Here is a 23,501-nt window from a genome sequence, read left to right as displayed (position 1 = left end):
AGCACAACAACGCTGGGCAGTTGGCGCGCGGGCGGTGGCGGCGAAGGTGCGACTCGCGGAACTACCGCACGTCCTCCCGGGCCTGGGACGGGTCCTGACCTCACGGTCGGCCGGGCCTCGTCCAGTGCCTGGCCCGAGCGGGCCGACTCGCCGTACGAGGCCGGATCGACGTGCTCGGCGAAGACGAGGTCGAGCACAGCCCCAGCGGCATCCGCCGGAGGATGCCGTGGCTGTTGACGGCTTGCGTGCCGACGGCTCGGTCTCAGCTGTGGTGGGCGCGTGCGTGGAGGTCCTGGCGGGCGGCGGTCAGCACCTGGTCGGACAGTTCCGGGTCGGTGGAGGCGACCGCGCGGGACAGCAGGAGCGCGCCGGCCATCTGGCTGAAGAGGGCGAGGGCGCGTGACCAGGCTTCTTCTTCGTCCAGGCCGGTGGCGTCCTGGACGGCCTGGCTGAAGCGGTGCAGGTTGGCGGTCAGGCCGGTGGTGTAGCGGGCGCGGGCTGCGTCGTCGAGGCGGGGGGCGTCGCCGAGGAAGCCCGCGTTGGGGCAGCCGTGGTCGACGTCGGCGCGGTGCTCGGGTGACAGGTACCAGTCGATCTGGGCGTCCACGGGGTCGTCCCCACCCTCGCGGGACGCGTCCAGGGCCGTACCGAGGTTGGCCAGCGCATTCGTCATGGCCTTGGCGATCACCTCGTCCACCAACGCTCCCTTGGAAGCGAAGTGGTTGTAGAAGCCGCCCCGGGTCATCCCGGCCGTCGCCATCAGCTCCACCAGGCCGACGGCTTCCGTTCCGCGCTGGCGGAACAGGGTCTCGGCCGCGGCCACGATCGCCTCGTGGTTCTGTGCTGCCTTTTGTCGCGACACACCCATGCCTGGCACCTCTCCTTCCGACTCATTCACCGTACACGATGTCGCTTGACATTGACATGGCCACGGATCGGGCATAAAACAATGTCGAGCAACATTGTGAATGAGTGAGGGGAGCACACCATGAACGTCGCGCCGCTGTTCACACCGGTCCGGATGGGCGACCTGGAACTGCCCAACCGCATCGCGATGGCACCGCTGACCCGCATGCGCGCCGACAACCCCGGCCACGTGCCGACCGCACTGCAGGCCGAGTACTACGCCCAGCGGGCATCCGCCGGCCTCATCGTCGGCGAGGCGACCGCGATCAGCCCGGACGGCTTCGGCTGGGCCGACACCCCCGGCCTGTGGAGCCCCGAGCAGATCCGTGGCTGGCAGCAGGTGACCGAGGCCGTCCACTCCGCCGGCGGCCGGATGATCGCCCAGCTCTGGCACACCGGAGCCCTCTCCCACCCCGACCTGCGCGGGGGAGCGCTCCCGCTGTCGGCCTCCGCGATCAACCCGCAGCAGCGAAGCGTCACCCCGAGCGGCCGCAAGCCCACGGTCACGCCGTGCGCGATGACGACGGCGGAGATCCGTCAGACCATCGCCGACTACGCCACCGCCGCCCGCAACGCCCTCGCCGCGGGGTTCGACGGCGTCCAGATCCTCGCCAACTTCCTCTACCTACCGGCCCAGTTTCTCAACAAGGCCACCAACCAGCGCACCGACGCCTACGGAGGTTCCATCGAGAACCGGGCCCGGCTGACCCTGGAGATCGCCGACGCGGTGGCCACGGCGGTCGGCCCGGAACGGACCGGTGTCAAGCTCGGCCCGATGCACGAGACCGGCCCCTTCGAGGCCAACGACGAGACCCTGCCATCCGCCGAGTACGTCATCTCCCGCCTGAACGGCCTGTCACACCTGCTGGTGATGGGCGCCACGCACGACCTGACCGCGACCCCGCTCGACGGACTGGGCAGCGACGGCATGTTCGCCCACATCCGGCCGCTGTTCGACGGCACGCTCATCGCGAACGTCGAACTGGACGCGGAACGGGCCGCCCACCTGGTCGAAGCGGGGCTCGCCGACGTGGTGGCCTTCGGCCGCCCGTTCATCGCCAACCCGGACCTGCCCGCCCGGCTCGCCACCGGAGCCCCGCTTGCCGACGTCGACTGGACCACGGTCTACGCCTCCGGCGCCCGCGGCTACACCGACTACCCGGCCCTGGCCGCTGTCTGAAACCCCAAGGGGCACCTGATGAATCTCACCGGGAACACCGTCCTGATCAACCGAGTCGAACACCTCCATGGCCGGCCTGCTCCGGGCGCGAACGCCTGACGCGGCTGCCGCACCGGCTGGCTCACCATGCACAGCCCGCAGCGCGACACGACTTGCCGGGAGAAGAGGAGTGCGCAAGGTCATGAAGGCGATCGGACTGACGCAGTTCGGCGGGCCCGAGGTCCTCGAGGCGTTCGACCTGCCCGATCCCGAGCCCGGACACAGGGAGGTACGCAGCCGGGGTCAACCCCACACACCTCACCTTCCGCGCCGGAGGGCGAGTGGTCAACTCGCAGCGCGCCTTGTCCCGTACGTGCCCGGCATGGGCGTCGCTGGCGGGGTGGACCAGCTCGGACCGGACGCCGACGGGCGCCTGGTCGTGGGAGACCGCGTCATCGGCTACGTTGTCGCGCTCGGTCCGTACGACGGCACCTGCGCCGAGCAACTGGTCCACCATCAGGCATCGATGGTGCCGGCCCCGCAGGGCCCGAAGCCGCCACCCTGCTGCTCAACGCCGTCACCGCACGGCTGTCCCTCGACACACTCGCGCTGGGCCCCGGCGCGACGCCCGTCGTCGTGGGCCGCAGGAGCAGTCGGCGGCTACGCGGTCGAACTGGCGAAGGCCAACAGAAGAAGCATCGTGCTGGCCTACCCTTCCGACGCGGGACACAAGTCAGCGCGGGACCTGGGCGCCGACCAGGTCGTGCGACGATGTCAGGGCGCCGCCACCGACACCGCCCTACTCGACTGGAGCGCCCGCCAGGCGGAGAACGGCGAACTGCCCCTCCGTGTCGGTGACCCGCCGCCGGCCTCCCGCGACGGCGACCCACACGAGCGCCCCGCCGCTGCCGGTGTGCGCGGGCGCCTCGTGCTGCACTTCACCAACCCGCAGTGGTGCCCCCAACAACGCCCGCCACGCTGGGCCTGGCACCCACCAGCACCCCGGCCTCCCTGCCGACCCTCCCAGCATCGAAAAGCAGGTGACCAACCATGAGCACCACCGAAGACCAGAACAAGGCCCTTGTCCGCGAGGCGTTCGACACCCTGTTCAACCAGCGGGACTACCCCGCCGCAGAACGCTTCTGGTCCCCCGACTACATCCAACACAGCGCCCACATCCCTCCCGGCCGCGACGGCCTGTTCAACCTGGTCAAAAGCCTCCCGGCCGAGCTGAAGCATGAGTGGGAGCTGATCATGGCGGAAGGGGACATGGTCATGGTGCGCGGGCGCTTCACGGGACACGGCCAACCCGCCCCGTGGATCGCCGTCGACTTCCTCCGCGTCGAGGACGCCATTCTGATGGAGCACTGGGACGTGATCGAGGACGAAGTCTCACGGGAGCAGTCCGCGAGCGGCCTGCCGATGTACGGCGACGCCTTCCCAGAGGAACGCTGAAGTCCAGTGGCCGCCTGCCGCAAGAGCGGCCCGCTTGGTGGGTCAGAAGGGAGACCTACGAGCAGGGCACGCCGCCTCGGCAGCGACTCGGTGGGCACTGAGCACGTGCTGCCTGCGGTCCTAGCCACCCACGAGGTCGTGCTCCGGCACCCGCACCTGGCGGGGGAGAGCACCCCCGGCGCCGGCTCCCGGTACGCGGCGGCGAGCGACTGATAGACGACGCGACAGCTGGACAGGTAGCTCATGTACGTCCTGGCCCAGCTCCAACCTCCGGTCCGAGTCAACCTGATGTTGGTGTACGAGATCCGGTGGGTGGTGCGGTCGGGCGACGGACACCCGCATGCACGCCAGATACGGAAAGCCGACCCGATCTGTGCCAGTTTGTAGCCGACGACTTCATGGGCACCGATAGCGCGGTGGCGTTCGATCCACCCCTTTCGAGAGTCGGCCCGGGACAGAGGAGGCAGCCGATGGGCAGTGGCGGACGGCCGCCGGCCCCGGGCTCGGGCGGGCCGCAGGGCCCGAGATCGGACGAGGGGCATGCGCAGAGGCGTTTCGTGCGCGTTCGCGCTGCCGTGGCGGCGTGGGGCGCCACGGGGGCCGCTCGTGCCCGGGCCCTCGTGCGGCGGGTCGAGCAGACTCCTCCGCCCCCGGGGCCGTTCCGTCCCGGCTTCTGGCGCAGTCCCCTCCGCGGGCCCTGGCTGACGTCCGTGTTCGGCCTGGTGCTGCTGATCGGCATTCCACTGATCTTCGTCACCGGGATGCTCTCCTACGCCGCCTACAACCCGGGACTCGACCGCATCAACGACCAGACACCGGGCAAGGGCCTGTTGGGCTTCTACCTCTTTGCCTGGCCCACTCATCCTTACTGGCTGTACCGGTTGACCCAGGGCGTGCACGTGACGCTCGGCGTGGTCCTCTTGCCCGTACTGCTGGCCAAGTTGTGGTCAGTGATCCCGAAGCTGTTCGAGTGGCTGCCGGTCCGCTCCGTCGCTCACGCACTGGAGCGGTTGTCCCTGCTCCTGCTGGTCGGCGGGGTGATCTTCGAATTCGTCACCGGCATCACCAACATTCAGCTCTTCTACGTCTTTCCCGGCTCCTTCTACACCCTGCACTTCTACGGCGCCTGGGTGTTCATCGCCGCCTTCGTCGTCCATGTGAGCCTCAGACTCGGCCGGATGACCCGCGCCCTGCGCTCCCGCAGCCTGGCCGCGGAACTGCGCACGGACCTCGCCCACACCCGGCCCGAGCCCCCCGACCCCGACGGCCTGGTCCCGACCGCTCCCGCACCGCCGACGATGACCCGGCGCGGCGCGCTCGCCATGGTGGGGGGCGGATCGCTGCTCCTCCTCGTGGTCACCGCAGGACAGAGCATCGGCGGCTGGCTGCGCGGCACCGCCCTTCTCGCGCCGCACAACCGTACTCCGGGCAGCGGCCCGAACGGCTTCCAGATCAACAAGACGGCAGCTTCCGTCGGCGTCACCCCCGCGCACGTCGGCCCCGCCTGGCGGCTGGAGATCCACGGCCCCGGTCCGACGCTCGTCCTCACCCGCGCACAACTCCTCGCGATGCCCCAGCATGCCGCCGCACTGCCGATCGCCTGCGTGGAAGGATGGTCCACCCCCAACCAGCAGTGGAGCGGCCTTCGGCTGGCCGACCTCGCCGCCCTGGCGGGCCTCCCCGACGCCGGGAGCGTCCTGGTGCAATCCGTCCAACCACCCGGCCCCTACAGCTCGGTGGTACTGAGGGGCAACCAGATCCACGACCCTCGATCGCTACTCGCCCTGCGTGTCAACGGCGCGGACCTCTCGCTCGACCACGGCTTCCCGGCCCGCGTCATCGTCCCGGCCAACCCCGGCGTGAACAACACCAAGTGGGTGCACCGGCTCACCTTCAGGACCTGACCATGGCGCGCTTCGTCCGCTGGTACGGCTCCGGCCCCCTCCACCTTCTCGTCCTGATCGCCTCGTTCGCCATCACCGGCTACGCCATGGTGCGCCTGTTCGCCGTCCGCCCGCTTGAGGTGGCGATCTGGTTCGTCGGCGCGGCGATCCTCCACGACCTGGTCCTGCTGCCCCTGTACTCGCTCGCCGACCTGTCGGCACACGCTGTCCTGCGGCATCGCACCACCCGCATGCCGCAACCACCGTGGATCAACTACCTGCGCGTGCCCAGCTTTCTCTCCGGTGTGCTCCTGCTCGTCTGGTTCCCCCTCATCTTTGCCTTGTCGACCCCCTACCCGGGTGCCACCCGGTTGTCCATGGACGTCTACCTCGGCCGGTGGCTGGCCATCACCGCCGTGCTCTTCGCCGCCTCCGCCGTGGCCTTCGCCGTCAAGCTCCGCCGCGTCCGGCGGGCCGCCCGCGCCGACGAGGAACGACCTGCACCGGGTCACGACGCTGCATCGTGACGACCGACGAGGACGGCTCGCCCTGCGCCAAGGGAGACCCCTATGCGCTCGCCCTTCGGGCCGGCCGCGGACCGGTGTACCTGCGGCTGGCGGACGGGTGCCGGATCCGGATGCCGGTGCATCGCTGGTACGCGCATCCCACCGGGGCCGACGAATCGGTGCTCAACCGCTGCGTCGGCCCCGTTCTCGACGTCGGCTGCGGACCGGGTCGGCTGTGCACGGCACTCCTGAGTCGCGGAGTCTTCGCGCTCGGTGTCGACGTAACCCCCCGCGCGGCGGCCCATGCCGTCGCTCGCGGCGGAATCGCTCTGTGCCGATCGGTGTTCGACCGGCTGCCGGCCGAGGGAGGCTGGCAGACCGTCCTGCTCATCGACGGCAACATCGGCATCGGCGGCGACCCGCGCGCCCTGCTGGGCCGCTGTATCCAACTCACCGCCCCGACAGGGCTTCTCCTCGTCGAGGTCGACCCCGACGATGTCGAGGAGCGCTGCACCGCCCGGTTCGAAGACATCCATGGCCGCGAGGGCCCGCCGTTTCCCTGGGCACGTCTGGGAGCACCAGCGCTCCACAGGATCGCCGAGGGCCTTGCCCTCAGCGTCACCGACCAATGGAGATACGGCCACAGACGCTTCCTCGTCCTCGGCCGCCGGGACTCGGCCTCGGGACCTCGCTGATGAAGCGGGGCCGCCCCGCCACGCGGCAGCACGGAGACACCACGTACGCCGACCGGACGCCGAGTGCGGGGCGCGGCACCCGGCCGTGCCACCCGGTCGGGGCAACTGACGGCAACCAGCACGCGCGATGCACCGACCGTGCTGATTGCCTGGAGGTGAATCCGCTGTTCAGGGAGGCTGGGATCCATAACACCCGTCAGGCACCTGGGGAGACCTGTGGCCCAGGCAACTGCTCACCTCGTCCCGGCCGGGACTCGTCCGGCCCAAGGCGGACGGGCGGCAACGCATGAGTACGCGGCCGATCGGTGACCACGCCCTGCTGTCCGACTGCCGCTCGGCCGCGCTGGTGACCTCCGACGGCTCGGTGGACTGGTTGTGCCTGCCCCGGTTCGACAGCCCGGCGATCTTCGCCCGGCTCCTCGACGAGGACGCCGGCCACTGGTCCATCCGCCCTACCGGCCCGGTCGACACCAGCCGCCGTTACCTCGAGGACACCCTCGTTCTGGAGACGGTCTTCCGCACGCCCGGGGGCACGGCGGTCCTGCGGGACGCCCTTGCCCTGGGACGGCGCGAACGCGGACACGCGCTCGGCACCGCGTCCCCCGGAACGCTCCTGCGGCAGATCACCTGCACCGAAGGGCGGGTGGACATCGAGATCGCCTACGCGCCGCGCCCGGAGTTCGGACTCGTCCACCCCCTCCTGTCAGCCGTGCGGGGCGGGCTCGCGGCGTACGGAGGCGCCCATGTTCTGCTGCTGTCGAGCCCCGTCGACCTGCGGGCGAGCGGCTCCACAGCGCACGGCCGAATCCCGCTCTCGGCCGGGCACCGCCTCGGATTCGCCCTCCACGTCGTGCCGGCTTGGGAAAGGCAGTCGGTGGGCTGGCGGCCGGGGCGGATCCGGCACCGCATGGCCGACACCGTCGAAGGCTGGCGCTCCTGGTCGAAGCTCCACCGCGGCTACGTCGGCCCCTGGCAGGACGAGGTGGGCCACAGCGGACGCGTGCTGCGCGCACTGACCTTCGCTCCCACTGGGGCCATCGTCGCCGCGGCCACCACCTCCCTGCCCGAGAAGGCGGGCGGGACGCGCAACTGGGACTACCGCTACACCTGGGTCCGCGACGCGAGCTTCACCCTGCAAGCGCTCGCCACGGCCGCCTGCGAGAAGGAGAAGAACCGGTTCTTCGACTTCCTCGCCCGGGCCGCGGCAACCCAACTCGACCGCGGCGTCGACTTGCAGATCATGTACGGCATCGGCGGCGAACGTGATCTGAGCGAACGGCTCCTGCCTCACCTGACTGGCTGGCGCAACAGCGGCCCCGTTCGGATCGGCAACGACGCCTGGCGCCAACGCCAACTCGACGTCTACGGCGAACTCCTCGACGCCGCCCACGAGTGCCTCCCACCCGGGGAGCGCCTGGACCCGCCCACCCGCGCCTTCCTGGTCCAGGCGGCCGACACAGCCGCCCGTCGCTGGACCGAGCCCGACCAGGGCATCTGGGAGCGACGCGGACCGAGCAGACACTTCCTGCACTCGAAACTGATGTGCTGGGTCGCCCTGGACCGTGCCATCTCGATGGCCCCCGCCCTCCAGGCCCACGAACGCGTGACCCACTGGCGCCACGAGCGAGACAACGTCCGCCAAGCCATCGAAGAGGGCGGCTGGAGCCCCCGTTCGGGCGCCTTCACCCAGGCGTTCGACAGTGACGAACTGGACGCCTCGGCGCTGATGCTGCCCATCGTCGGCTTCCTGCCTCCGCAGGACCCTCGCGTCCAGTCCACCGTGCTCGCCGTCGCCACCCAGCTCACCGACCGCAACGGCCTTGTCCGCCGCTACCTCGGCGACGAGATCGACGAAGCGGAAGGAGCCTTCCTGCTCTGCACCTTCTGGTTCGCCCACGCCCTCGCCCTGACCGGCCATGTCGTCCGGGCACGACAGGTGTTCCAGGCCGCACTCGCGCACGCCAACGACGTCGGCCTGCTTGCCGAGGAGGCGGACCCCGCCACGGGAGAAGCCCTCGGCAACTATCCCCAAGCCTTCAGCCACATCGGACTCATCAACGCCGCCCGCGCCATCCGCGACGCCGGGCAGCAGCACCCATCGCAAGGAGTCGAGTAAGGCCGGTCCCCGCCATGGATCGGGGACCGCCGCACGTACACCGCTGGGGGCGGACCAGCGTGGATGACTCATCTTGCGCACCCGCCTCTCTACAGTGGGCCGCATGCGAGGACACCCACCCCTGGCAACCGTCGCGGCCACGGCGGCACTGCTGGCATGCGCTTCCTGCTCCGGCACGTCAGAGCCCGCCCCTGGCACACACACGTCCTCCACGGCCACCACGCGCACCACCACTGCGCCCGCTGGCCCCCTCACCCTCACCCGGGGACAGGGATTCGACCGCACCGGAGCGTTCGCCTCGCTCATGACCTGCGACGATCCAAGGGATTACTCGCCAGGTCTGAACTTCGCGAACGTGCCGACCGGAACACGGGAACTCGCCCTGACCATGGTCGACCTCGATATCCACAAGATTCACTGGCTCCAACTCGGAATCCCCCCAAGTGCCCACGGAATCAGCGCTCACCACCTTCTCCCGGGCGCCCGTGAGGCACTCAACGACTTCGGGGAGGCCACCTACGACGGGCCATGCCCACCGCACGGCAGCACCCACAGGTACGAGCTGACGCTGTACGCGCTCCACGAACCGATGCCCACCTCCTTCGACGGCAGCACGCCACCTGCCCGGACCCTGCAGGAGATCAAGCGGCGAGCCTTCGCCTCGGCAACGCTCGTGGCGCCCTACACGCGCCGCTGACGAAGATTCAGCGATCAGGCAACCCAACCTGTCCTGTCGCGTCGAGCTTGTCTGTGGATCTTGTGCTGAGCTGCGGGGCTGCCAGGCGGAGTGAGAACGCTCGGCGCGGGATTTTCAGTGCACCTGGCTTCTGCGGAATCCGAGGGGCTCGTCGATGCCGGGGAAGATCGGACGTGGGAGTGTCGTGGCGTCGAGAGGTCAGACGCGGAGCAGGTCGGTCGAGACCGCCCAGAGGCGCTCGGCGACAGCGGGATCGAGCGCCCATTCCTTTACACCGTGCGGATGTTGCGCGAGGTCGGCGTCGTTCGGCACGGTGTAGGCCTCCTGCGAGTCATCGAGGTAGTGGCCTCCGGAGTGGGCGAACTGCCGGGCGACGGCCGCGACCATGGTGGTGGCGGCTCCCTGCTGGACCGTTTTGTACCTGAAGACTCCGGCGGCCTCGGCCGCATCGAGAGACTGCTTCTGCTGCGCGGTGAAGTTCCGCTGCAGACCCGTCGCGACACCGCCGGGGTTCACTGCATTGGCGACGATGCCGTCGGACGCCCACAGGCGGGTCGCCTCAACGGCGAATAGGGAGTTCGCCGTCTTCGACTGGGCGTAGGCAATCTGCGGGTCGTAGCTGCGCCGCTCGAAGTGGAGGTCGTCGAAGTCGATGCCGGAACGCATGTGCGCCGTCGAACTGACCGAGACGATCCGTGCCCCGTCGCGGTCGGACGCGCCGAGGGCCAAGGCGTCGTGCAGGCCGATGGCGAGTGCGAGGTGACCCAGATGGTTTGTCGCGAACTGCAACTCCCAGCCCTCGCGGGTTCGTTCGAGGCCACCGGTGACCACGCCCGCGTTGTTGACCAACAGGTGAAGCGGACCGCTCCACGCGGCGACGAACGACGTGACGGTGGCTCTGTCGGCGAGGTCCAGCCGGACGACTCGGGGGCGGACCGCTCCGGTCGAGCTCTCGATCGATCCAGCGACGGCGTCACCCGCAGCCGTGTTCCGCACGGCGAGCGTCACCTGCGCCCCAGCTGCGGACAACGCGCGAGCCGTCTCGATCCCGATTCCGGAGGAAGCTCCCGTCACGATCGCGCGGATGCCGGTGAGGTCAACGCCCCGCACCACCTCGTCCGCTGTGCTGGAGGCGGTGAAGGAGGTGGAGAGGCGTTCGCGAGCCGTCATGACAGCGAGGCTATACATACTGGACTGAACTTGTATAGCTAGATTCCTGCTCCTAAGGTCGCCTCATGAGCAGCCCCGAGGCCGGCCCCCTCTCGTCGCCAACCACCCATACCGACCGTCGGACCACGGTTCTGGACTCCGCTCTGGCCACGTTCGCGCGATTCGGCTACCGGAAGACCTCGATGGAGGAAGTGGCGCGGGCGGCACACATCTCCCGCCCCGGGCTCTACTTCCTCTTCTCCTCCAAGGAGGCTCTGTTCCGTGCCGCCGTCACCCAGGCCCTGGAGCGCGACATCGCAGCGGTCGAACATGTCCTAGCCGATGTCGACCGCCCTCTTCCGCAGCGCCTCGTCGAAGCCTTCGACCGGTGGGCGGGCCGCTACGTCGGCCCACTGACGCGCGATGTCGCGGTGGTCGTCGAGGACAACCACGACCTCCTCGGAGAGATCGCAGAGAGCACCCCGCGACGTTTCGAGGAACTGATCACAGACGCGATCGCCGTCGAGTCAGGACAAGAGACGGCCACCCCCGTCGCACAGACGATGATCAGCACATCGATCGGCCTCAAGCATCAGGCCACATCGCGGGAGTTCTACCTCGAACGCCTGAAGGTCGCCATCGAACTCCTGGTGCACTGAAGACACGCGTCAAAAGCCGCGCGGGAATCCGGCCGCCTCGGGGCCGTGGTCTCGGATGGGCACAGGTGCCGCCACCCTCGCCGCAGTGACGGTCCCGGGCGCCGCGGCGCGCCGCGTATGCCGGTAGTCGGCCCGGCGAAGATTCGCCACCCGGACCGGACCAGCTGGCAGGAAGGTGTCGGGGAGCGCGTCCCCCGACCATCACGGTCCGGTGAGACCGGACACAGCCGGTCCTGCCGGCCGAGCCTGGTTGAGAATCCGACAACTCGGATGAGACCGAGTGAGAATCCGCCAACTACAGGGAGACGGGACACAACCTACCCCCGGCCCTGTTCTCGTATAACTACGACGAACGGACATATAGCGCTGTGTGATGCTCGGGGCTTGGTCACCGGCCGATTGTCCGCGTGCGTCCCGTAGTTCTTTCGGGCTCGCGTCACGTCAGTAGTTGGTCGCCGAGGAGGCTGCGCAGGTCGAGCACGAGGTGTCCGTTCCGGGCCCGGATGACCAGTCCGGCGCGGTGTACGACGCCGAGGCGCTGGCTCTCCGTACCGGGAGTGACTCCCCATCGCTGAGCCAGTTCGGTCGTGCTGGTCGGCTGGGCGAGGTGGTCGAGGATGCCGGCGCGAGTGCGGCAGAGCAGGTCGGCCAGGGCGGCGGGCGGGGCGGTGGTGTCGGTGTCCCAGACCGTGGCGAGGCCGCGGGCGGGGTACCAGATCGTGGGTGGCAGGGCGAGGTCAACGCCCCTGACGGCGTGGTCGCAGCTGGGGTCGGTGAGGGATTCGCTCCAGTCGTACCCGACACCCACCGTCTCCTGCTCAACAAGGTCTTCTCAACCCGCGTCTACGTCATAGACACAGTCATGATGCAGGCACTGCTGCAGACGGCCTGAGAGAACAGACAGCGTCCGGAGGATCGCCTGACGTCAAGTCAGATCCGTTGCCGCGATGGTGCAGTGCACGCCCGCGCCGGCGGGCTCCGTCGCCGTATTGCTCAGCAGATACCGTGCGGTTGTCATCTGTCGCCGACCAACGAAAGTCGCGGATGCAGAGGGGAGTTGATGTGGCGGCCGGACCTGCAGGGCTGAAGCGGGGGGCTGTCGCCGAAGTGGCCGGAAGCGCCTTTCCTGCCCACGTCTTGCGACTGCCGAAGCACCTCGCGCTGTGTCGCCCGGAGCTGCGAACTCGGGTCGACGCCGCAATCGTCGGCGAGTCGCCTGCGCACTTCCTGGTGGATCGTCGGGGCTTCCGCTTGCGGGATATGTACACGGCTACTACCTCCGCCAGAGGCGGTGCGGCGGGCTGTTCAGGGGAGGAGGACGGTGGCAATCGATCTGGGCCAGGACTCGACGCGGGCCGTGGAGCGGCCGAAGCCCGACGGGGTCCCGCTCCTACGCCGAGGGAGCTCCAGGTGCCAAGGCGGCAAGGGCGAGGTCCACGATGGCATTCACGTACTCGGCATCCACGGGTTGGCCCGAGACCAGCAAGCGGTAATGCAGCGGTGCGAAGACGAGATCGAGTGCGGCGTCTGCTGCTACGTCGGCCCGGATGACACCCGCATTCTGGGCCTCATGCAGCGCCTGCCGGACTGGTGCGCGGCGCGGTTCGAACCACTGCCCGACCATGGCGCGGGCCAGGTCCGGATCGGTCTGCGCCGCTCCGATCAGCTCCCGGAGACGTGTTCCCGCGGGCCCTTCCACATAGAGGGCCCGGAATCCATGGGCGAAGGCGCGTAGTTGCGCGGGGAAGTCCTCACCTCCGTCCAGGAACGGGCCGATGTTCGTCTTATCGAGGAAGACCTCGAAGACCACTGCCGCCTTGGAGGGCCACCAGCGGTAGAGCGTCTGCCGGCCCACGCCTGCCCGGGCCGCGATCGCGCCCATGGTGACCGATTCGTAGCCGCCCTCCTCCAGTAGCTCGAAGGTGGCGTCGAGGATGGCGCGCCAGGACTCGTGGCTGCGTCGTGCGGGATCGGGTTCAGCAGGCATGGCCCTACCATACAAGGAAGCGAGACGAGGCATCTCGTCTTGCCATCGCGGAATCCAGGTGCTTAGCTCGGGCCGAGCGCAAGCTTTTGTCCACCCGAGGGGACGGCACCCGATGACGCGCCCCACCCGCCCCGCCTTCACTGTCGACCGCCGACACCGCTGGCGACTGCGCACGCCGGACGGCGACCCGTTCCTGTCGGTGGGCATCGTCCATGCCGACGACACCAACCTGCGCTATCCGCACAATCTCGCCATCTACCAGTCCCGGTACGGGGGTTCGCGACAGCGGTGGCTGCAAGAGGGCCTCGTTCCCGACCTGAAGGACTGGGGATTCAATACCCTGGGCTGGACGTCGGAGTACGTCAGCGGCGCGGGTCTCGCCTCGGAGGGCGCTGTCGTCGACCTGGGCCATTCCGAGGGCCTGCCGCCCGAAGAACTGGCCGGCGCCGGCATCCCCTACACACTGTCGCTGCGTGCAGTCGAGATCGAGTACTGGAACGGCTTCCCCGCCTATCGCGACCCCCGCGACCCCGCGTTCGCCCAGTGGTGCGATCACCTCGCCAGGACGGTGTGCCGTCCGGACGACCCGAACCTTCTGGGCTACTTCCTCGTCGATGCACCCTGCTGGAACCGCCATCCTGCCGGCGCCGGGTACCCGGCCTCCGAACTCCCGGCGATCGCCGAGGCCTACTACCGCATCACCACCGAGGCGATCCGACGACACGACCCGAACCACCTGATCCTGGGAGACCGTTATGGCACCCGGGCCGGCGTGCCCGAAGTCGTGCTCGACGCGATGGCTCCCTACGTCGACGTGTTGTCGGTGCAGACCTTTCCGGGACTGGACCCCGCGAGCCTGGACGCGGCCCTGGACCAGATCGGCCGCTGGCACGAGCGGACGAAGCGCCCCGTCCTGATCGCCGACACCGGCAACTGGTGCCCCACGGCGATGAGCCCCGGTCGCACGGGGTCCGCGCGCGACCAGCGTGAACGCGGTGCCGGGTACACCGCTTCCGCGGAGGCGTTCGCGGCGCGCCCATGGTGCCTGGGCTGGCACTGGTGCGGCTGGCTGGAGAACCCGCAACGCGGCTTCGGACTCAAGGACCCATGGGACGAGCCCTACAGGGATCTCACCGGCCAAGTCGCAGAGTCCAACCGGCGTTTGCTGGAACAGGTCAACCACGACGAGGGCGACCGGGCTGCTCGTTCCACACCCCTCCGGTGACCACGCATGGGCGCGCCGGCGCGGCGGGGGCGAGGTGACTTGGATCGGACACCGCGGAGGCCCGGGAACGGAACGAAGCCGGCTGGTGGCGGGTTCGCCCGCACCGGGCGCTGCCTGACCGGGATCCAGCTCTACATGAACGACGCAAGAACACAGTTCGAGACGCCGGCTCCGATCGGCAGGAGTGGAAACGATCATGAGTGACCAGACACGCGATGTGGTGAACGAGCTCCTCAAGCGCATGGGGGAGGGCGACATCCCGGCCGTGGTCGCGCTGTTCGCAGCCGACGCCCACTGGGAGATCCCCGGAGACCCGGAGATCGTCCCCTGGGCGGGCCGCCGTACGGTCGCCGGTATCCCGGATTTCTTCCAGGCGATGAACCGACTCACCGTCCGCGAGCTCTTCGACGTCGAGCGCGTCATCATCGACGGCCCCAACGCGGTGCTGATCGGACGGGCACGGGTCGCGGTTCGCTCGACCGGCAAGGTGATCGACACGCCGTTCGCGGTGGATGTCGTCGTCAACGCCGAGGGTCGCATCAGCCGCTTCTACATGTTCGAGGACTCCTGGGGCGTCGCCTTGGCAATGCGCCCCTGAACAACGCGCTCCCAGCCATACGGCCGTAGCCTCGTCGCCCAGGGCGCGACGATCGCGAGGAGTGACACATCGGTGTTGGTCAGGCCCGAGTGCAACTACGGGGACAACGCCGCACTCAAGAACCTCGACCTGGACCGGCTGGGCCTACGTGGCGTTCTTGTGCGGCGTCTACGCCCGCGCGGTCGTGGGCCGGACCTCAGGCGTCCGGGTTGGTTGGCGCTTCGGACCCAGGAAGGCACGATGCCTCTATGCATCAGGTTGTGGCCAGGCTCGACGCTCTCGACCCGGAAGCGTGCGCAGCGATTCGTGTCATCGGGCGATTCGACGAGCTTGTCGCGGGCCGCGCGGGGCTGGAGCCGATCCTCGCCGCGGTGGCGGGACTGACCGGCTCGCCTGCGCGTCTGATCGACGCGCGCCTCCGCGTCGCTCTGCGTGCAGACGTGGAGGGGCGTGTCGCGAGGGCGCGTGGTCCGGCCGATCCTCGTTGGCCGGCGGCGCCGCTGGAGCCCGCTGGCACACCGGCCTTGTGGCTCGAACACCTCGGCCGGCCCTCCTTGCTGGCGGGCATGGTCCTTGACCGGGGCGCCTTCGCCGCCCGAGAGGTGCTGCGTCGCACCCGCGGCGTGTCTCGTGCGGCCCTGGGGACCTTCCCCGACGATCCCGCCGCTCTCGAGGTTACTGCTCGACAGCGATGCGAGCGAGGACGATCGCCGGCACGCGGCAGAGCTGCTGGACCTGCCGGAGGACGCGATGGCCCGGGCGGTCGCTCCCGCCGACGGAGCCGCGACGATCGTCACCGCCGACAAGGCATCCAGCGACAACGGCGCGGCACGTCGGTGGGAGGGCATCGGGCGGGTCGGCTTCGGCCCGACCGTGTCCTTGCCGGACCTGCCGCGTTCGTGGGTCCAGGCGCGCACGGCGTTGCGCTTCGCGGCGGAGGGCACGGACGACGACCCGGGGCCGAGCACGGTCTATGCCGATGAGTTCGGCGCCGTGATGCTGCTGGCGGACGGGCTCGCCCCGGCTTCGCCGCCGGCTGATGTCCGTACTCTGGAGCGAGCCGCCCGATCGGGTCCCGGCGTGCTCCGCACCCTGGTGGAGTTCACCTCGCACGCCAGCCTCCGACTCGCGGCGGCAGCGCTCTACCTGCACCACTCCACGCTCACCGACCGGATCGCGGCCATCGAACGCGACCTCGGTTTCCCCGTCCGCGACCCCCAGGGCCGGCTGCGGGTACAGACCGCGCTCGCCGTGCGGCGCCTGTTGCTGCACCCGGCCACCGATCCCGGCTGATCCATCGGCCGCGCCGGGACGACGACCGACGCGACAGGTGTGGGAGCTTCTCCTGGCGCGACTACCGGGACCTGCTGATCGCAGCCCACCAGAGCAATTCGGCGGCCCGATCGTGCTCGTCTGGGACAACCTCAACGTCCACAAGGCCGCCGGGCTGCGGGAGTTCGCCGCCTCGCGCGACTGGCTGACCATCTACTACCTGCCGCCTTACGCGCCCGACCTCAACCCCGTCGAAGGTATCTGGTCCCTGCTGCGGCGGGGCTGGCTCTCCAACGTCGCTTTCGGCACGCCAGAACACCTCATCCAGCACATCCGACGCGGCCTGCGCCACATCCAGTACCACGGCGACCTCATAGGCGGCTGCCTCGCCGAAACGGGCCTGATCATCAGCACATGACTACAACGAGAACGCGTTCAACCTTGTAGGCCCAACGATGGGGATGGGGCGACATACTTGGCCATCACGCAAAAATAGGCGCTGAACGTGCAATATGGTGCAATCTTGCATATGTAATCTCTCCGTAGAAGGAAATGTCATGGCGGGTAAGCCCAGCATTGTCTTCGCCCACGGACTCTGGGCGGATGGGTCGTGCTTCAACAAGCTCATTCCCACGCTCCAGGCTGAAGGGCACGAGGTTTTCGCCTCACAGCACGGCCTCGACTCGCTCGAAAGCGACGTCGCGTGCGTCAACTTCACGCTCAACCATGTCCCCGGCCCGATCGTGCTGGTCGGTCACTCCTACGGTGGGACCCTGATCACCAAAGCGGGTACCCACGACCGCGTCGGCGCTCTGGTGTACATCGCCGCGCTCGCCCCGGACGAGGACGAGACGTCGCAGCAACAGCAGGACAAATTCCCCCGCACGCCAATCTTCGAGCACGTCGACGTCGCTGACGGCCGCGTGTGGCTCAAGCCCTCAGGCGTCCCGCACTTCTGCGGCGACCTTCCGGAAGCGGAGCAGAAGCTCGTCCTGGCGACGGGCGCTGTGCCAGTGGCGGACCTGTTCAATCAGCAGGTTCCCGGCACCGCCTGGCGGACGAAGCCAAGCTGGTACATCGTCGCCAACAACGATCGCACCGTGCATCCCGACCTGGAGCGGTCCGCCGCCGAGCGCATGGGCGCCAAAATCCGTCCCGTGGACAGCAGCCACGTTCCCATGTTCTCGCATCCCGACTTCGTCCTCGATGTGATCCGTGAGGCGGCGAAGTCCCTTGACGCCTAGGCCAAGCCGACAGCGACCGGCCGCAGCGCAACACGCAAGGAGGCGGTCCCGAACCGACCGGGCCGCCTTCTTGCAACGACATCACGCTTTCAAGCTCAGTAACGGTGGATGACCGGCAGGGTGACTCGGCTGGGATATTCCGCGCCGCGGTGGACCCGGTTGACCGCGACGGCCATCTCGGAGAGGTACTCCTGCGCGATGATCTTGCCGGTGTTGGAATTGCGGTCGTAGCGCGGAAAGTTACTGCTGGAGACCTCCACCATGATCTGGTGGCCCGGCAAGAAGACGTTGGCCGTGGCGATCAGATCGATCCCGATCTCGTACACCGTGTCCGGGGTGATGGGCTCGGGCTCCGTGAGCGAGTTCCGGTAGCGCATCCGTTGAATCCCCTCGCACAAGATGATCGCGCGGCCGTCCGGATGCACGTCGACGAGCTTCGCCGTGAAATCCGTGTCGGGCGCCGAGGAGCTTACGAACAGCGTGGCCGTGATGGGTCCCGTGACTTCCAGCGGCTCGTCCAGCACGTCGGAGACGAACACGAGCACATCGTCGCGATCGTGCAGCGGCCGCTGATCTGTCGGGCCGTCGTAGCCGCCCATGTTCATCATCGTGCCGCCCGGAGAGGGCACGGGTCGGCGAGGGTCGTAGAGGTAGGTGTCGACGAACTCGTCCGTCGGCTCGGCCGGCGAGAGCGCGCCCGCGCCGGCCGAGCTGTTGGCCGGCCCGGCGCCGCGCAGGTATTAGGCCGTGTACTCGGTGTCCGGCAACGGCCAGTCCGGCTCGTCGCGCCATTGATCGACGCCCATCACGAACAGGCGCACCGGCTCCCGGCCGTCCAATGCGTCCGCTTGTCCCCTCAACCACCGGTCGAAGAACGCGATCTGCGGCTCGGTCAGCAGCGCGGCGTCCGTGCTCGCCGTGATCCCGAAGCCGCGGTCCCCGCGTCGCGTCCCTCGGCAACGGCGCGCCGGGCTTCGTTGAGGGACATCATCGTCGCCCAGGCGAGCGTCGTGTCCAGCGACAAGGCGCCACCGCGGGAGTGCCACGGCGCCCGGTAGAGGTCACCGCGGGAGCGATCGCCTTGAGCGCCGGCACGCCGGTCGCGGCGGCCTGCCACTGCACGAACCCGAGGTAGGACGGCCCCCACATGCCCACGTTGCCGTTGCACCATTCCTGGGCCGCCAGCCACGAAATCGTGTCGGCGCCGTCCGCCGCGTCGTGGACGTGGGGGACGAAGATCCCGTCCGAGCCGAAGGTTCCCCGACAGTCCTGAAAGGCCACGGCATACCCGGCGCGCATCACCGCGAACAAGTTCGGTGAGGTGCCACCCAACTGCCCGATCGTCTCCTTGCTGTAGGGCGTACGCACCAGCAGTACCGGCACCGGCTCCGGCGTCATCCGCTCGCCGCACCGCCTCGGCGAGGCATCCGCCACGGCCCAACTCGCCATCGGTGCTGCCGTGTCCGCGATCTGGGAGCGGCGCACCAGCCAGATCGGCGACGTGGAGATCGACATCGAGTACGCCCTGCACTACCTGCACCCCACGCACTTCGTCCGCCAGTCCGGCCACGCCATCGACGTGGGTGCCGAACGCGTCGCCACCAACGGCTTGTTCGCGTGCGCCGACGACCGCTACGTGATGCTGGAGGCAGGACCTCCCTACGCCAAGCTGCTGGACGGCTACCTGAACTTCTTCGACTGCGGCAACAACCGCGAGGCCCTCGCCCGCAAGGTCGCGCGCTGGCACTCCGAAGACCTGGAGGAGGCTCTCGCCGCGGTGGGCCTGCCCTGCTGCCGAGCCTTCACCAGGGAGCAGTGGCTGGAGCATCCGCAGGGCCGACTGCTGGAGCGCACCCCCGTCGTGGAGATCGTGAAGATCGCCGACACCGCCCCCGTGCCGTGGACGCCGAACGCCACCTTCCCCCTCGACGGGCTGCGCGTTTTGGACTTCACCCACGTCCTTGCTGGTCCGCGCAGCGCACGGACTCTCGCCGAATACGGCGCCGAGGTGCTCCACATCAGCGCCCCGCAGTACGCGGACACCATGGCCCAGCACCTTGGCGTCGACGTCGGAAAGCACTGCGCGTACCTCGACCTGCGCGAGCCCGCCCAGCTCAGCCGTATGAGGGAACTGGCCACCGAGGACGATGTGTTCACCACCACCTGGCGCCCGGACGTCAACGATCGGTTCGGCCTCACCCCCGCCGCGCTCGCGGCCGGGAGTGCGCACGGCATCGTGTACATGAGCGCCAACGCCTACGGCCACCAGGGCCCTTGGGCTCGCCGGCCAGGATTCGACCAGAACGGGCAGGTCGCTTCCGGCTTCGCCGCGCGCGAGGGGGCGCCGGGGAGGCCCCGCTTCTCCCCGGTCTTCTACCTGGCCGACCTGATCACCGGATACCTGGCCGCCGCAGGCATGATGGCCGCCCTGCTGCGCGGGTCCGTGGAGGGCGGTTCCTACCACGTGCGGCTCTCCCTCACCCGCAGCGCGATGTGGGTACAGGAGCTTGGCCTTGTCGACGAACAACTCCTGGAGGGTGTGCCGGAGAGGGACACCCACCCAGCGCGGACGGTCACGTTCGACACGTCCTACGGCGCCGTCATCAGCCTCGCCCCGCCGTTGGCCTTCTCCAACCTGCCTCTGCCGCGCGCTGAGCGGCTCGCCCTTACGGTGCGGATCCGGCGGCCTGGAAGCCCCGAACCAGCTGACGGCATCGACGATGGAGCACCGTCGCCGTCCTGGCCGGGGTCAGCGCCGACTGCTACGCCCGTCTGGAACAGGGCCGCGAGCGGCATCCCTCCGGCCAGGTCGTCGACGCCCTCGCGCGGGCCCTGAACCTGGATTCCGACGCGTGCCGGCACGCCTACCGCCTGGCCGGGCTAGTTCCTAGCGCCCAAGCCCCCGCCCCGGACGAGGAGCGCGTCGCCCCCGAACTAGGGGGTTGAGGAACATCGGAACGAAAACAGGCGCTAAGCCTTCGTCGGCCCTGGTGGGCGGCTGACGGGGTGTCGGCCGCGGGGCCGGTCTGAAGTCGTCCCACGGATATCGCCCTATATCTGCGGTATCACTGAGCGCGACCTGCGGGAACGTCTTCCGCACGCTGCGTGAAGCGGCCCTGTTATCTGTGGCAAGGGAGATGCCGTGTCCGCCGTCGTGCTACTGCCGACCGGGAAGGCGCTGACGGTCCGAACGGCGGCCGACGCCTTCCTCGACTCGCTCGCCAACCCGAACACCGTCCGGAACTACGGCATCGCCGTCGGGAAGACCGCCGAGCGGATCGGCGAGGGCCGGCCGCTCGTCTCGGTGGCGGACGACGAGATCGGCGAGGCGCTGGAGTTGCTGTGGGGCGGCTCGGCGGTGAACACCTGGAACGCCCGACGGGGCGCGGTGCTGTCCTGGACCGGCTGGTGCTCCGAGCGCGGTTACGACGGGCCGAGCGTGCCAGTGTGGGCGAAGCGGTTGGCGGCGCCGGACTCGGACACCCCGGTGCGCTCGAAGATGGCGATCGACCGGCTGATCGCCCGCCGCGACGTCCACCTGCGGGAGAAGACGCTGTGGCGGATGTTCTACGAGACGTGCGCCCGCTCGGAGGAGGTTCTGGACGTCAACATCGAGGACCTGGACCTGGCCGGCCCGCCGTTGCCCGGTGAAGGCCAAGGGCGCGCAGCCGAAGGTGCGCCGCCGCGGCGCCACCCGCGCCGACTTCGTGCTGGAGACGGTGTTCTGGGACGCCGGCGCCGCCCGGCTCCTGCCCCGTCTACTCAAGGGTCGCACGCGCGGGCCGGTCTTCGTCACCCACCGCCGCCCCGGCCCCGGCAAGGTGCTCTCCGCCCGGGACGTCTGCCCCGACACTGGCCTGGCCCGCCTGTCCTACGGCCAGGCCCGCGCGCTGCTCGACCAGCACACCGCGCTGGCCGGGCCGGGCACCGGCTGGGACCTGCACGAGTGGCGGCACTCTTCACTGACCCACCTCGGGGAGCAGGGTGCGTCCCTGCTGATGCTGATGGCCAAGCCGAGGCACAAGAAGGCGGAGAACGTCCGACGGTACTTCAAGCCGTCGGCGGAGGCCATCGCCGAGGTGACCAGCCTGCTCGCGCCGGGGGACGTGCGGCGCTGAGCGGGCGTGAGGTTCGGGCGCTGCCCTCGGGTGTGCCGACCGGGGTTCTCTTGCGACGGAGGCCGGCCGGCACACCCGCCGATTCAGCCCTGGAGGGAGGCGAGCCAGGCGGTCAGCAGGCGGTTGACCTCCTCGGGACGCTCCTGCTGGATCCAGTGCCCGCAGCCGTCCAGGATGTGGATGGAGGCCAGCGCGGGGAGGGTGGCTGGGTAGGCGTCGATCGCGTCGGCCATCCAGGTCGTGGAAGCGTCCAGGGCGCCGCCGATGAACAGGGAGGGCTGCTTGATCGGGGCTCCGCCGTACTGAGCGAGGTCCTCCCAGTCGCGGTCCATGTTGCGGTAGCGGTTGAGGGCCCCGGTCATGCCGGTGCGCTCGAACTCCCCGGCGTACACGTCGAGGTCGTCCTCGGTCAGCCAGGCGGGCAGCTTGCCGCCGGGGAAGCGGTCGCGCAGCCGGCCGCCGGTGCGGGCCACAAAGTGCGGGTCGGGCTCGCCCTGGGCGGGCATGGTGTCGGCGGACATGGCCGCGTAGAAGCCCGCGAGCCAGCCCCGGAGGTCGGGCTCCATCTCTGCTTCGGCCCGGCCGGGCTCCTGGAAGTACGAGACGTAGAACTCCTGGTCGCCGCCCATCTGCGCGAAGACGTCGGTGGGGCGGGGGCCGCCGGGCGGCGCGTAGGGGACGCTCAGCAGTCCGACGGCGCGGAAGACCTCGGGGTGGAGCAGGGCGGAGGCCGCCGCGATGCTGGAGCCCCAGTCGTGCCCGACGACCACCGCCCTCTCCTCGCCCAGGGCGCGCACCAGGGCGACGTTGTCCTCCACTAGGTCGAGCATCCGGTAGGCGTCCGTCGCGGCCGGCTTGGAGGAGCGGCCGTAGCCGCGCACATCGAGCGCCACGGCCCGGTACCCCGCCGCCGCGAGGGCCGGGAGTTGGCGGCGCCAGGAGTACCAGGACTCGGGGAAGCCGTGGACGAGCAGGACCAGCGGTCCGGTGCCCTGCTCGACCAGGTGCAGGCGCCCAGCGGGTGCCTCGATGGTGCGGTGGCGCAGGTCGGCGGACGGCGCGGGTTGGTGCATCGCTTCTCCTCGGTTCACGGGCGGCCGCGGTTACCCACCGATCATGCGGCGTGGCGACCGGGCGACGCGAGCACTCTTGCCATCCTGGCAAACTGGCAGGACAGGGCGGTGGAGGCGGCACGGCCGGAGGGAGCGGGGCGACGGTGACGGACGACGGCATAGCCGACACGCTGGCGGCCATGGGCCCCCGGCTGCGGACCGCGCGCGAGCAGCAAGGCGCCACACTCACCGGCGTCAGTCGCGCGACCGGCATCTCGCTGAGCACGCTGTCGCGGATCGAGACCGGCCGGCGCAAGCCGACCCTGGAGGTGCTGCTGCAGCTCGCGAAGGCGTACGACGTCTCCCTGGACGAGCTGGCCGGCACCGCACCCGCCGCGGCGGCCGGACCGCGCACCCCGGTGCCGCAGCGTTCCGGCAACGACAAGGCGGTGCTACCGCTGACCCGGTACGTCGGGGGCCTGCACGCCCACAAGCACGTCCTGCCCGCCATCGACGCGCCGCCGGCGCGGCCGCGGCAGGTCTCCCATGACGGGTACGAATGGCTGTGCGTCCTGTACGGGCGGCTGTGGCTGGCGCTCGGCGAGCAGGACCTCGTGCTGAGCGCCGGGGACGTGGCCGAGTTCGACACCCGCACCGCCCACGGAGTCGCGAACGCCGGACCCGGCGGACCGGTCGAATACCTGATCATGTTCGGGCCGCAGGGGGAGCGCCTACGATCGCGCACCCCAGCCCCCGACCGCTGGGCCCGGTAGTGCGGAG

The 23,501-nt window shown here is 69.6% G+C and carries 22 protein-coding genes and 4 pseudogenes; 18 read left to right on the top strand and 8 right to left on the bottom strand.

Going from position 1 to position 23,501, the window contains the following annotated elements; genetic code table 11:
- Positions 1-262: 262 nt before the first annotated feature.
- Entirely contained in the window at positions 263-868 is a 606-nt protein-coding gene (locus ACFVT2_RS13445; protein WP_390016250.1) for a TetR/AcrR family transcriptional regulator, read from the bottom strand.
- Between the two features lie 120 nt (positions 869-988).
- Between ACFVT2_RS13445 and ACFVT2_RS13440 the strand changes: the two genes are divergently transcribed.
- The 8 genes from ACFVT2_RS13440 to ACFVT2_RS13405 all read left to right on the top strand — a co-directional run bounded on the left by ACFVT2_RS13440 (position 989) and on the right by ACFVT2_RS13405 (position 9,417).
- On the top strand, positions 989-2,086 hold the full coding sequence (locus tag ACFVT2_RS13440) for an alkene reductase (RefSeq protein WP_390016248.1): 1,098 nt from the start codon (positions 989-991) through the stop codon (positions 2,084-2,086).
- A gap of 361 nt (positions 2,087-2,447) precedes the next feature.
- Positions 2,448-3,119, top strand: coding sequence for a hypothetical protein (locus ACFVT2_RS13435; protein ID WP_390016245.1), 672 nt, complete (start codon positions 2,448-2,450; stop codon positions 3,117-3,119).
- Complete coding sequence (locus ACFVT2_RS13430; RefSeq protein ID WP_390016242.1) at positions 3,116-3,520, top strand: ester cyclase; 405 nt, start codon at positions 3,116-3,118, stop codon at positions 3,518-3,520. Before ACFVT2_RS13435 ends, ACFVT2_RS13430 begins: the two co-directional genes overlap by 4 nt.
- 470 nt (positions 3,521-3,990) lie before the next feature.
- Positions 3,991-5,424, top strand: coding sequence for a molybdopterin-dependent oxidoreductase (locus ACFVT2_RS13425; protein WP_390016240.1), 1,434 nt, complete (start codon positions 3,991-3,993; stop codon positions 5,422-5,424).
- Positions 5,425-5,426: 2 nt separating this feature from the next.
- Complete coding sequence (locus ACFVT2_RS13420; protein ID WP_390016237.1) at positions 5,427-5,930, top strand: hypothetical protein; 504 nt, start codon at positions 5,427-5,429, stop codon at positions 5,928-5,930.
- Positions 5,927-6,604, top strand: a complete 678-nt coding sequence (locus ACFVT2_RS13415) for a class I SAM-dependent methyltransferase (RefSeq protein WP_390016234.1) — start codon at positions 5,927-5,929, stop codon at positions 6,602-6,604. The genes ACFVT2_RS13420 and ACFVT2_RS13415 overlap by 4 nt, the downstream gene beginning before the upstream one ends.
- A gap of 286 nt (positions 6,605-6,890) precedes the next feature.
- Complete coding sequence (locus ACFVT2_RS13410; protein ID WP_390016231.1) at positions 6,891-8,720, top strand: glycoside hydrolase family 15 protein; 1,830 nt, start codon at positions 6,891-6,893, stop codon at positions 8,718-8,720.
- Positions 8,721-8,823: 103 nt separating this feature from the next.
- Positions 8,824-9,417, top strand: a complete 594-nt coding sequence (locus tag ACFVT2_RS13405) for a YbhB/YbcL family Raf kinase inhibitor-like protein (RefSeq protein WP_390016229.1) — start codon at positions 8,824-8,826, stop codon at positions 9,415-9,417.
- 198 nt (positions 9,418-9,615) lie between these two features.
- Here the strand turns inward: ACFVT2_RS13405 and ACFVT2_RS13400 are convergent, their stop codons facing one another.
- On the bottom strand, positions 9,616-10,587 hold the full coding sequence (locus ACFVT2_RS13400; RefSeq protein WP_390016226.1) for an SDR family NAD(P)-dependent oxidoreductase: 972 nt from the start codon (positions 10,585-10,587) through the stop codon (positions 9,616-9,618).
- A 65-nt stretch (positions 10,588-10,652) separates the two neighbouring features.
- On the opposite strand from ACFVT2_RS13400, the gene ACFVT2_RS13395 reads away from it, so the two are divergent.
- Positions 10,653-11,225 carry a TetR/AcrR family transcriptional regulator gene (locus tag ACFVT2_RS13395; protein ID WP_390016223.1) on the top strand — a complete coding sequence of 191 codons (573 nt, stop codon included), beginning with the start codon at positions 10,653-10,655 and terminating at the stop codon, positions 11,223-11,225.
- A 436-nt stretch (positions 11,226-11,661) separates the two neighbouring features.
- Here the strand turns inward: ACFVT2_RS13395 and ACFVT2_RS13390 are convergent, their stop codons facing one another.
- The 3 genes from ACFVT2_RS13390 to ACFVT2_RS13380 all read right to left on the bottom strand — a co-directional run bounded on the left by ACFVT2_RS13390 (position 11,662) and on the right by ACFVT2_RS13380 (position 13,212).
- Positions 11,662-12,033, bottom strand: a complete 372-nt coding sequence (locus ACFVT2_RS13390; protein WP_390016221.1) for an ArsR/SmtB family transcription factor — start codon at positions 12,031-12,033, stop codon at positions 11,662-11,664.
- A 206-nt stretch (positions 12,034-12,239) separates the two neighbouring features.
- Positions 12,240-12,485, bottom strand: a complete 246-nt coding sequence (locus tag ACFVT2_RS13385; RefSeq protein ID WP_390016489.1) for a BTAD domain-containing putative transcriptional regulator — start codon at positions 12,483-12,485, stop codon at positions 12,240-12,242.
- A 130-nt stretch (positions 12,486-12,615) separates the two neighbouring features.
- Positions 12,616-13,212, bottom strand: a complete 597-nt coding sequence (locus ACFVT2_RS13380; RefSeq protein WP_390016218.1) for a TetR/AcrR family transcriptional regulator — start codon at positions 13,210-13,212, stop codon at positions 12,616-12,618.
- A 112-nt stretch (positions 13,213-13,324) separates the two neighbouring features.
- Between ACFVT2_RS13380 and ACFVT2_RS13375 the strand changes: the two genes are divergently transcribed.
- From ACFVT2_RS13375 to ACFVT2_RS13355, 5 genes and pseudogenes are all read left to right on the top strand, one after another.
- Positions 13,325-14,437 (top strand): hypothetical protein, encoded by a 1,113-nt coding sequence (locus ACFVT2_RS13375; RefSeq protein ID WP_390016215.1) that lies wholly within the window; start codon positions 13,325-13,327, stop codon positions 14,435-14,437.
- Between the two features lie 196 nt (positions 14,438-14,633).
- Positions 14,634-15,035, top strand: a complete 402-nt coding sequence (locus tag ACFVT2_RS13370; protein ID WP_390016213.1) for a nuclear transport factor 2 family protein — start codon at positions 14,634-14,636, stop codon at positions 15,033-15,035.
- A 750-nt stretch (positions 15,036-15,785) separates the two neighbouring features.
- Positions 15,786-16,328, top strand: a complete 543-nt coding sequence (locus tag ACFVT2_RS13365; protein ID WP_390016210.1) for a helix-turn-helix domain-containing protein — start codon at positions 15,786-15,788, stop codon at positions 16,326-16,328.
- Positions 16,307-16,725: pseudogene (locus ACFVT2_RS13360) on the top strand (transposase); the annotation flags it as partial. The gene ACFVT2_RS13365 and the pseudogene ACFVT2_RS13360, both read left to right, overlap by 22 nt.
- A gap of 139 nt (positions 16,726-16,864) precedes the next feature.
- The gene (locus tag ACFVT2_RS13355; RefSeq protein WP_390016207.1) at positions 16,865-17,551 is read left to right on the top strand and encodes an alpha/beta hydrolase; all 687 of its coding nucleotides are present in this window, start codon (positions 16,865-16,867) and stop codon (positions 17,549-17,551) included.
- A gap of 95 nt (positions 17,552-17,646) precedes the next feature.
- On the opposite strand, the gene ACFVT2_RS13350 is transcribed toward ACFVT2_RS13355, so the two are convergent.
- Entirely contained in the window at positions 17,647-18,288 is a 642-nt protein-coding gene (locus ACFVT2_RS13350; protein WP_390016487.1) for a CocE/NonD family hydrolase, read from the bottom strand.
- A 250-nt stretch (positions 18,289-18,538) separates the two neighbouring features.
- The gene (locus tag ACFVT2_RS13345) at positions 18,539-18,949 is read right to left on the bottom strand and encodes a CocE/NonD family hydrolase (protein ID WP_390016204.1); all 411 of its coding nucleotides are present in this window, start codon (positions 18,947-18,949) and stop codon (positions 18,539-18,541) included.
- 241 nt (positions 18,950-19,190) lie between these two features.
- On the opposite strand from ACFVT2_RS13345, the pseudogene ACFVT2_RS13340 reads away from it, so the two are divergent.
- The 3 pseudogenes from ACFVT2_RS13340 to ACFVT2_RS13330 form a co-directional block, all read left to right on the top strand.
- Positions 19,191-20,144: pseudogene (locus ACFVT2_RS13340) on the top strand (CoA transferase); the annotation flags it as partial.
- A gap of 125 nt (positions 20,145-20,269) precedes the next feature.
- Positions 20,270-20,488, top strand: a pseudogene (locus tag ACFVT2_RS13335) (helix-turn-helix domain-containing protein); the annotation flags it as partial.
- 205 nt (positions 20,489-20,693) lie between these two features.
- A pseudogene (locus ACFVT2_RS13330) lies at positions 20,694-21,669 on the top strand (tyrosine-type recombinase/integrase).
- Positions 21,670-21,752: 83 nt separating this feature from the next.
- Here ACFVT2_RS13330 and ACFVT2_RS13325 read toward each other — a convergent pair.
- A complete protein-coding gene (locus tag ACFVT2_RS13325) occupies positions 21,753-22,742 on the bottom strand; it encodes an alpha/beta fold hydrolase (protein WP_390016202.1) in 990 nt (329 codons plus the stop codon).
- A 143-nt stretch (positions 22,743-22,885) separates the two neighbouring features.
- Here ACFVT2_RS13325 and ACFVT2_RS13320 point away from each other — a divergent pair, with 143 nt between their 5' ends.
- A complete protein-coding gene (locus ACFVT2_RS13320) occupies positions 22,886-23,494 on the top strand; it encodes a helix-turn-helix domain-containing protein (protein WP_390016199.1) in 609 nt (202 codons plus the stop codon).
- Positions 23,495-23,501: the final 7 nt, after the last annotated feature.

The organism is Streptomyces sp. NPDC058000 (assembly GCF_042886435.1).
Classification (GTDB): domain Bacteria; phylum Actinomycetota; class Actinomycetes; order Streptomycetales; family Streptomycetaceae; genus Streptomyces.
The sequence above is the reverse complement of the archived record's forward strand: the minus strand, read 5'-3'. Positions and strand labels throughout refer to the sequence as shown.

Bases quoted from the DNA above. Each gene is read 5' to 3' on its own strand.
- ACFVT2_RS13445 (WP_390016250.1), bottom strand. From the start codon at position 868: ATGGGTGTGTCGCGACAAAAGGCAGCACAGAACCACGAGGCGATCGTG.
- ACFVT2_RS13440 (WP_390016248.1), top strand. From the start codon at position 989: ATGAACGTCGCGCCGCTGTTCACACCGGTCCGGATGGGCGACCTGGAA.
- ACFVT2_RS13435 (WP_390016245.1), top strand. From the start codon at position 2,448: ATGGGCGTCGCTGGCGGGGTGGACCAGCTCGGACCGGACGCCGACGGG.
- ACFVT2_RS13430 (WP_390016242.1), top strand. From the start codon at position 3,116: ATGAGCACCACCGAAGACCAGAACAAGGCCCTTGTCCGCGAGGCGTTC.
- ACFVT2_RS13425 (WP_390016240.1), top strand. From the start codon at position 3,991: ATGGGCAGTGGCGGACGGCCGCCGGCCCCGGGCTCGGGCGGGCCGCAG.
- ACFVT2_RS13420 (WP_390016237.1), top strand. From the start codon at position 5,427: ATGGCGCGCTTCGTCCGCTGGTACGGCTCCGGCCCCCTCCACCTTCTC.
- ACFVT2_RS13410 (WP_390016231.1), top strand. From the start codon at position 6,891: ATGAGTACGCGGCCGATCGGTGACCACGCCCTGCTGTCCGACTGCCGC.
- ACFVT2_RS13405 (WP_390016229.1), top strand. From the start codon at position 8,824: ATGCGAGGACACCCACCCCTGGCAACCGTCGCGGCCACGGCGGCACTG.
- ACFVT2_RS13400 (WP_390016226.1), bottom strand. From the start codon at position 10,587: ATGACGGCTCGCGAACGCCTCTCCACCTCCTTCACCGCCTCCAGCACA.
- ACFVT2_RS13395 (WP_390016223.1), top strand. From the start codon at position 10,653: ATGAGCAGCCCCGAGGCCGGCCCCCTCTCGTCGCCAACCACCCATACC.
- ACFVT2_RS13380 (WP_390016218.1), bottom strand. From the start codon at position 13,212: ATGCCTGCTGAACCCGATCCCGCACGACGCAGCCACGAGTCCTGGCGC.
- ACFVT2_RS13375 (WP_390016215.1), top strand. From the start codon at position 13,325: ATGACGCGCCCCACCCGCCCCGCCTTCACTGTCGACCGCCGACACCGC.
- ACFVT2_RS13370 (WP_390016213.1), top strand. From the start codon at position 14,634: ATGAGTGACCAGACACGCGATGTGGTGAACGAGCTCCTCAAGCGCATG.
- ACFVT2_RS13365 (WP_390016210.1), top strand. From the start codon at position 15,786: ATGGCCCGGGCGGTCGCTCCCGCCGACGGAGCCGCGACGATCGTCACC.
- ACFVT2_RS13355 (WP_390016207.1), top strand. From the start codon at position 16,865: ATGGCGGGTAAGCCCAGCATTGTCTTCGCCCACGGACTCTGGGCGGAT.
- ACFVT2_RS13345 (WP_390016204.1), bottom strand. From the start codon at position 18,949: ATGACGCCGGAGCCGGTGCCGGTACTGCTGGTGCGTACGCCCTACAGC.
- ACFVT2_RS13325 (WP_390016202.1), bottom strand. From the start codon at position 22,742: ATGCACCAACCCGCGCCGTCCGCCGACCTGCGCCACCGCACCATCGAG.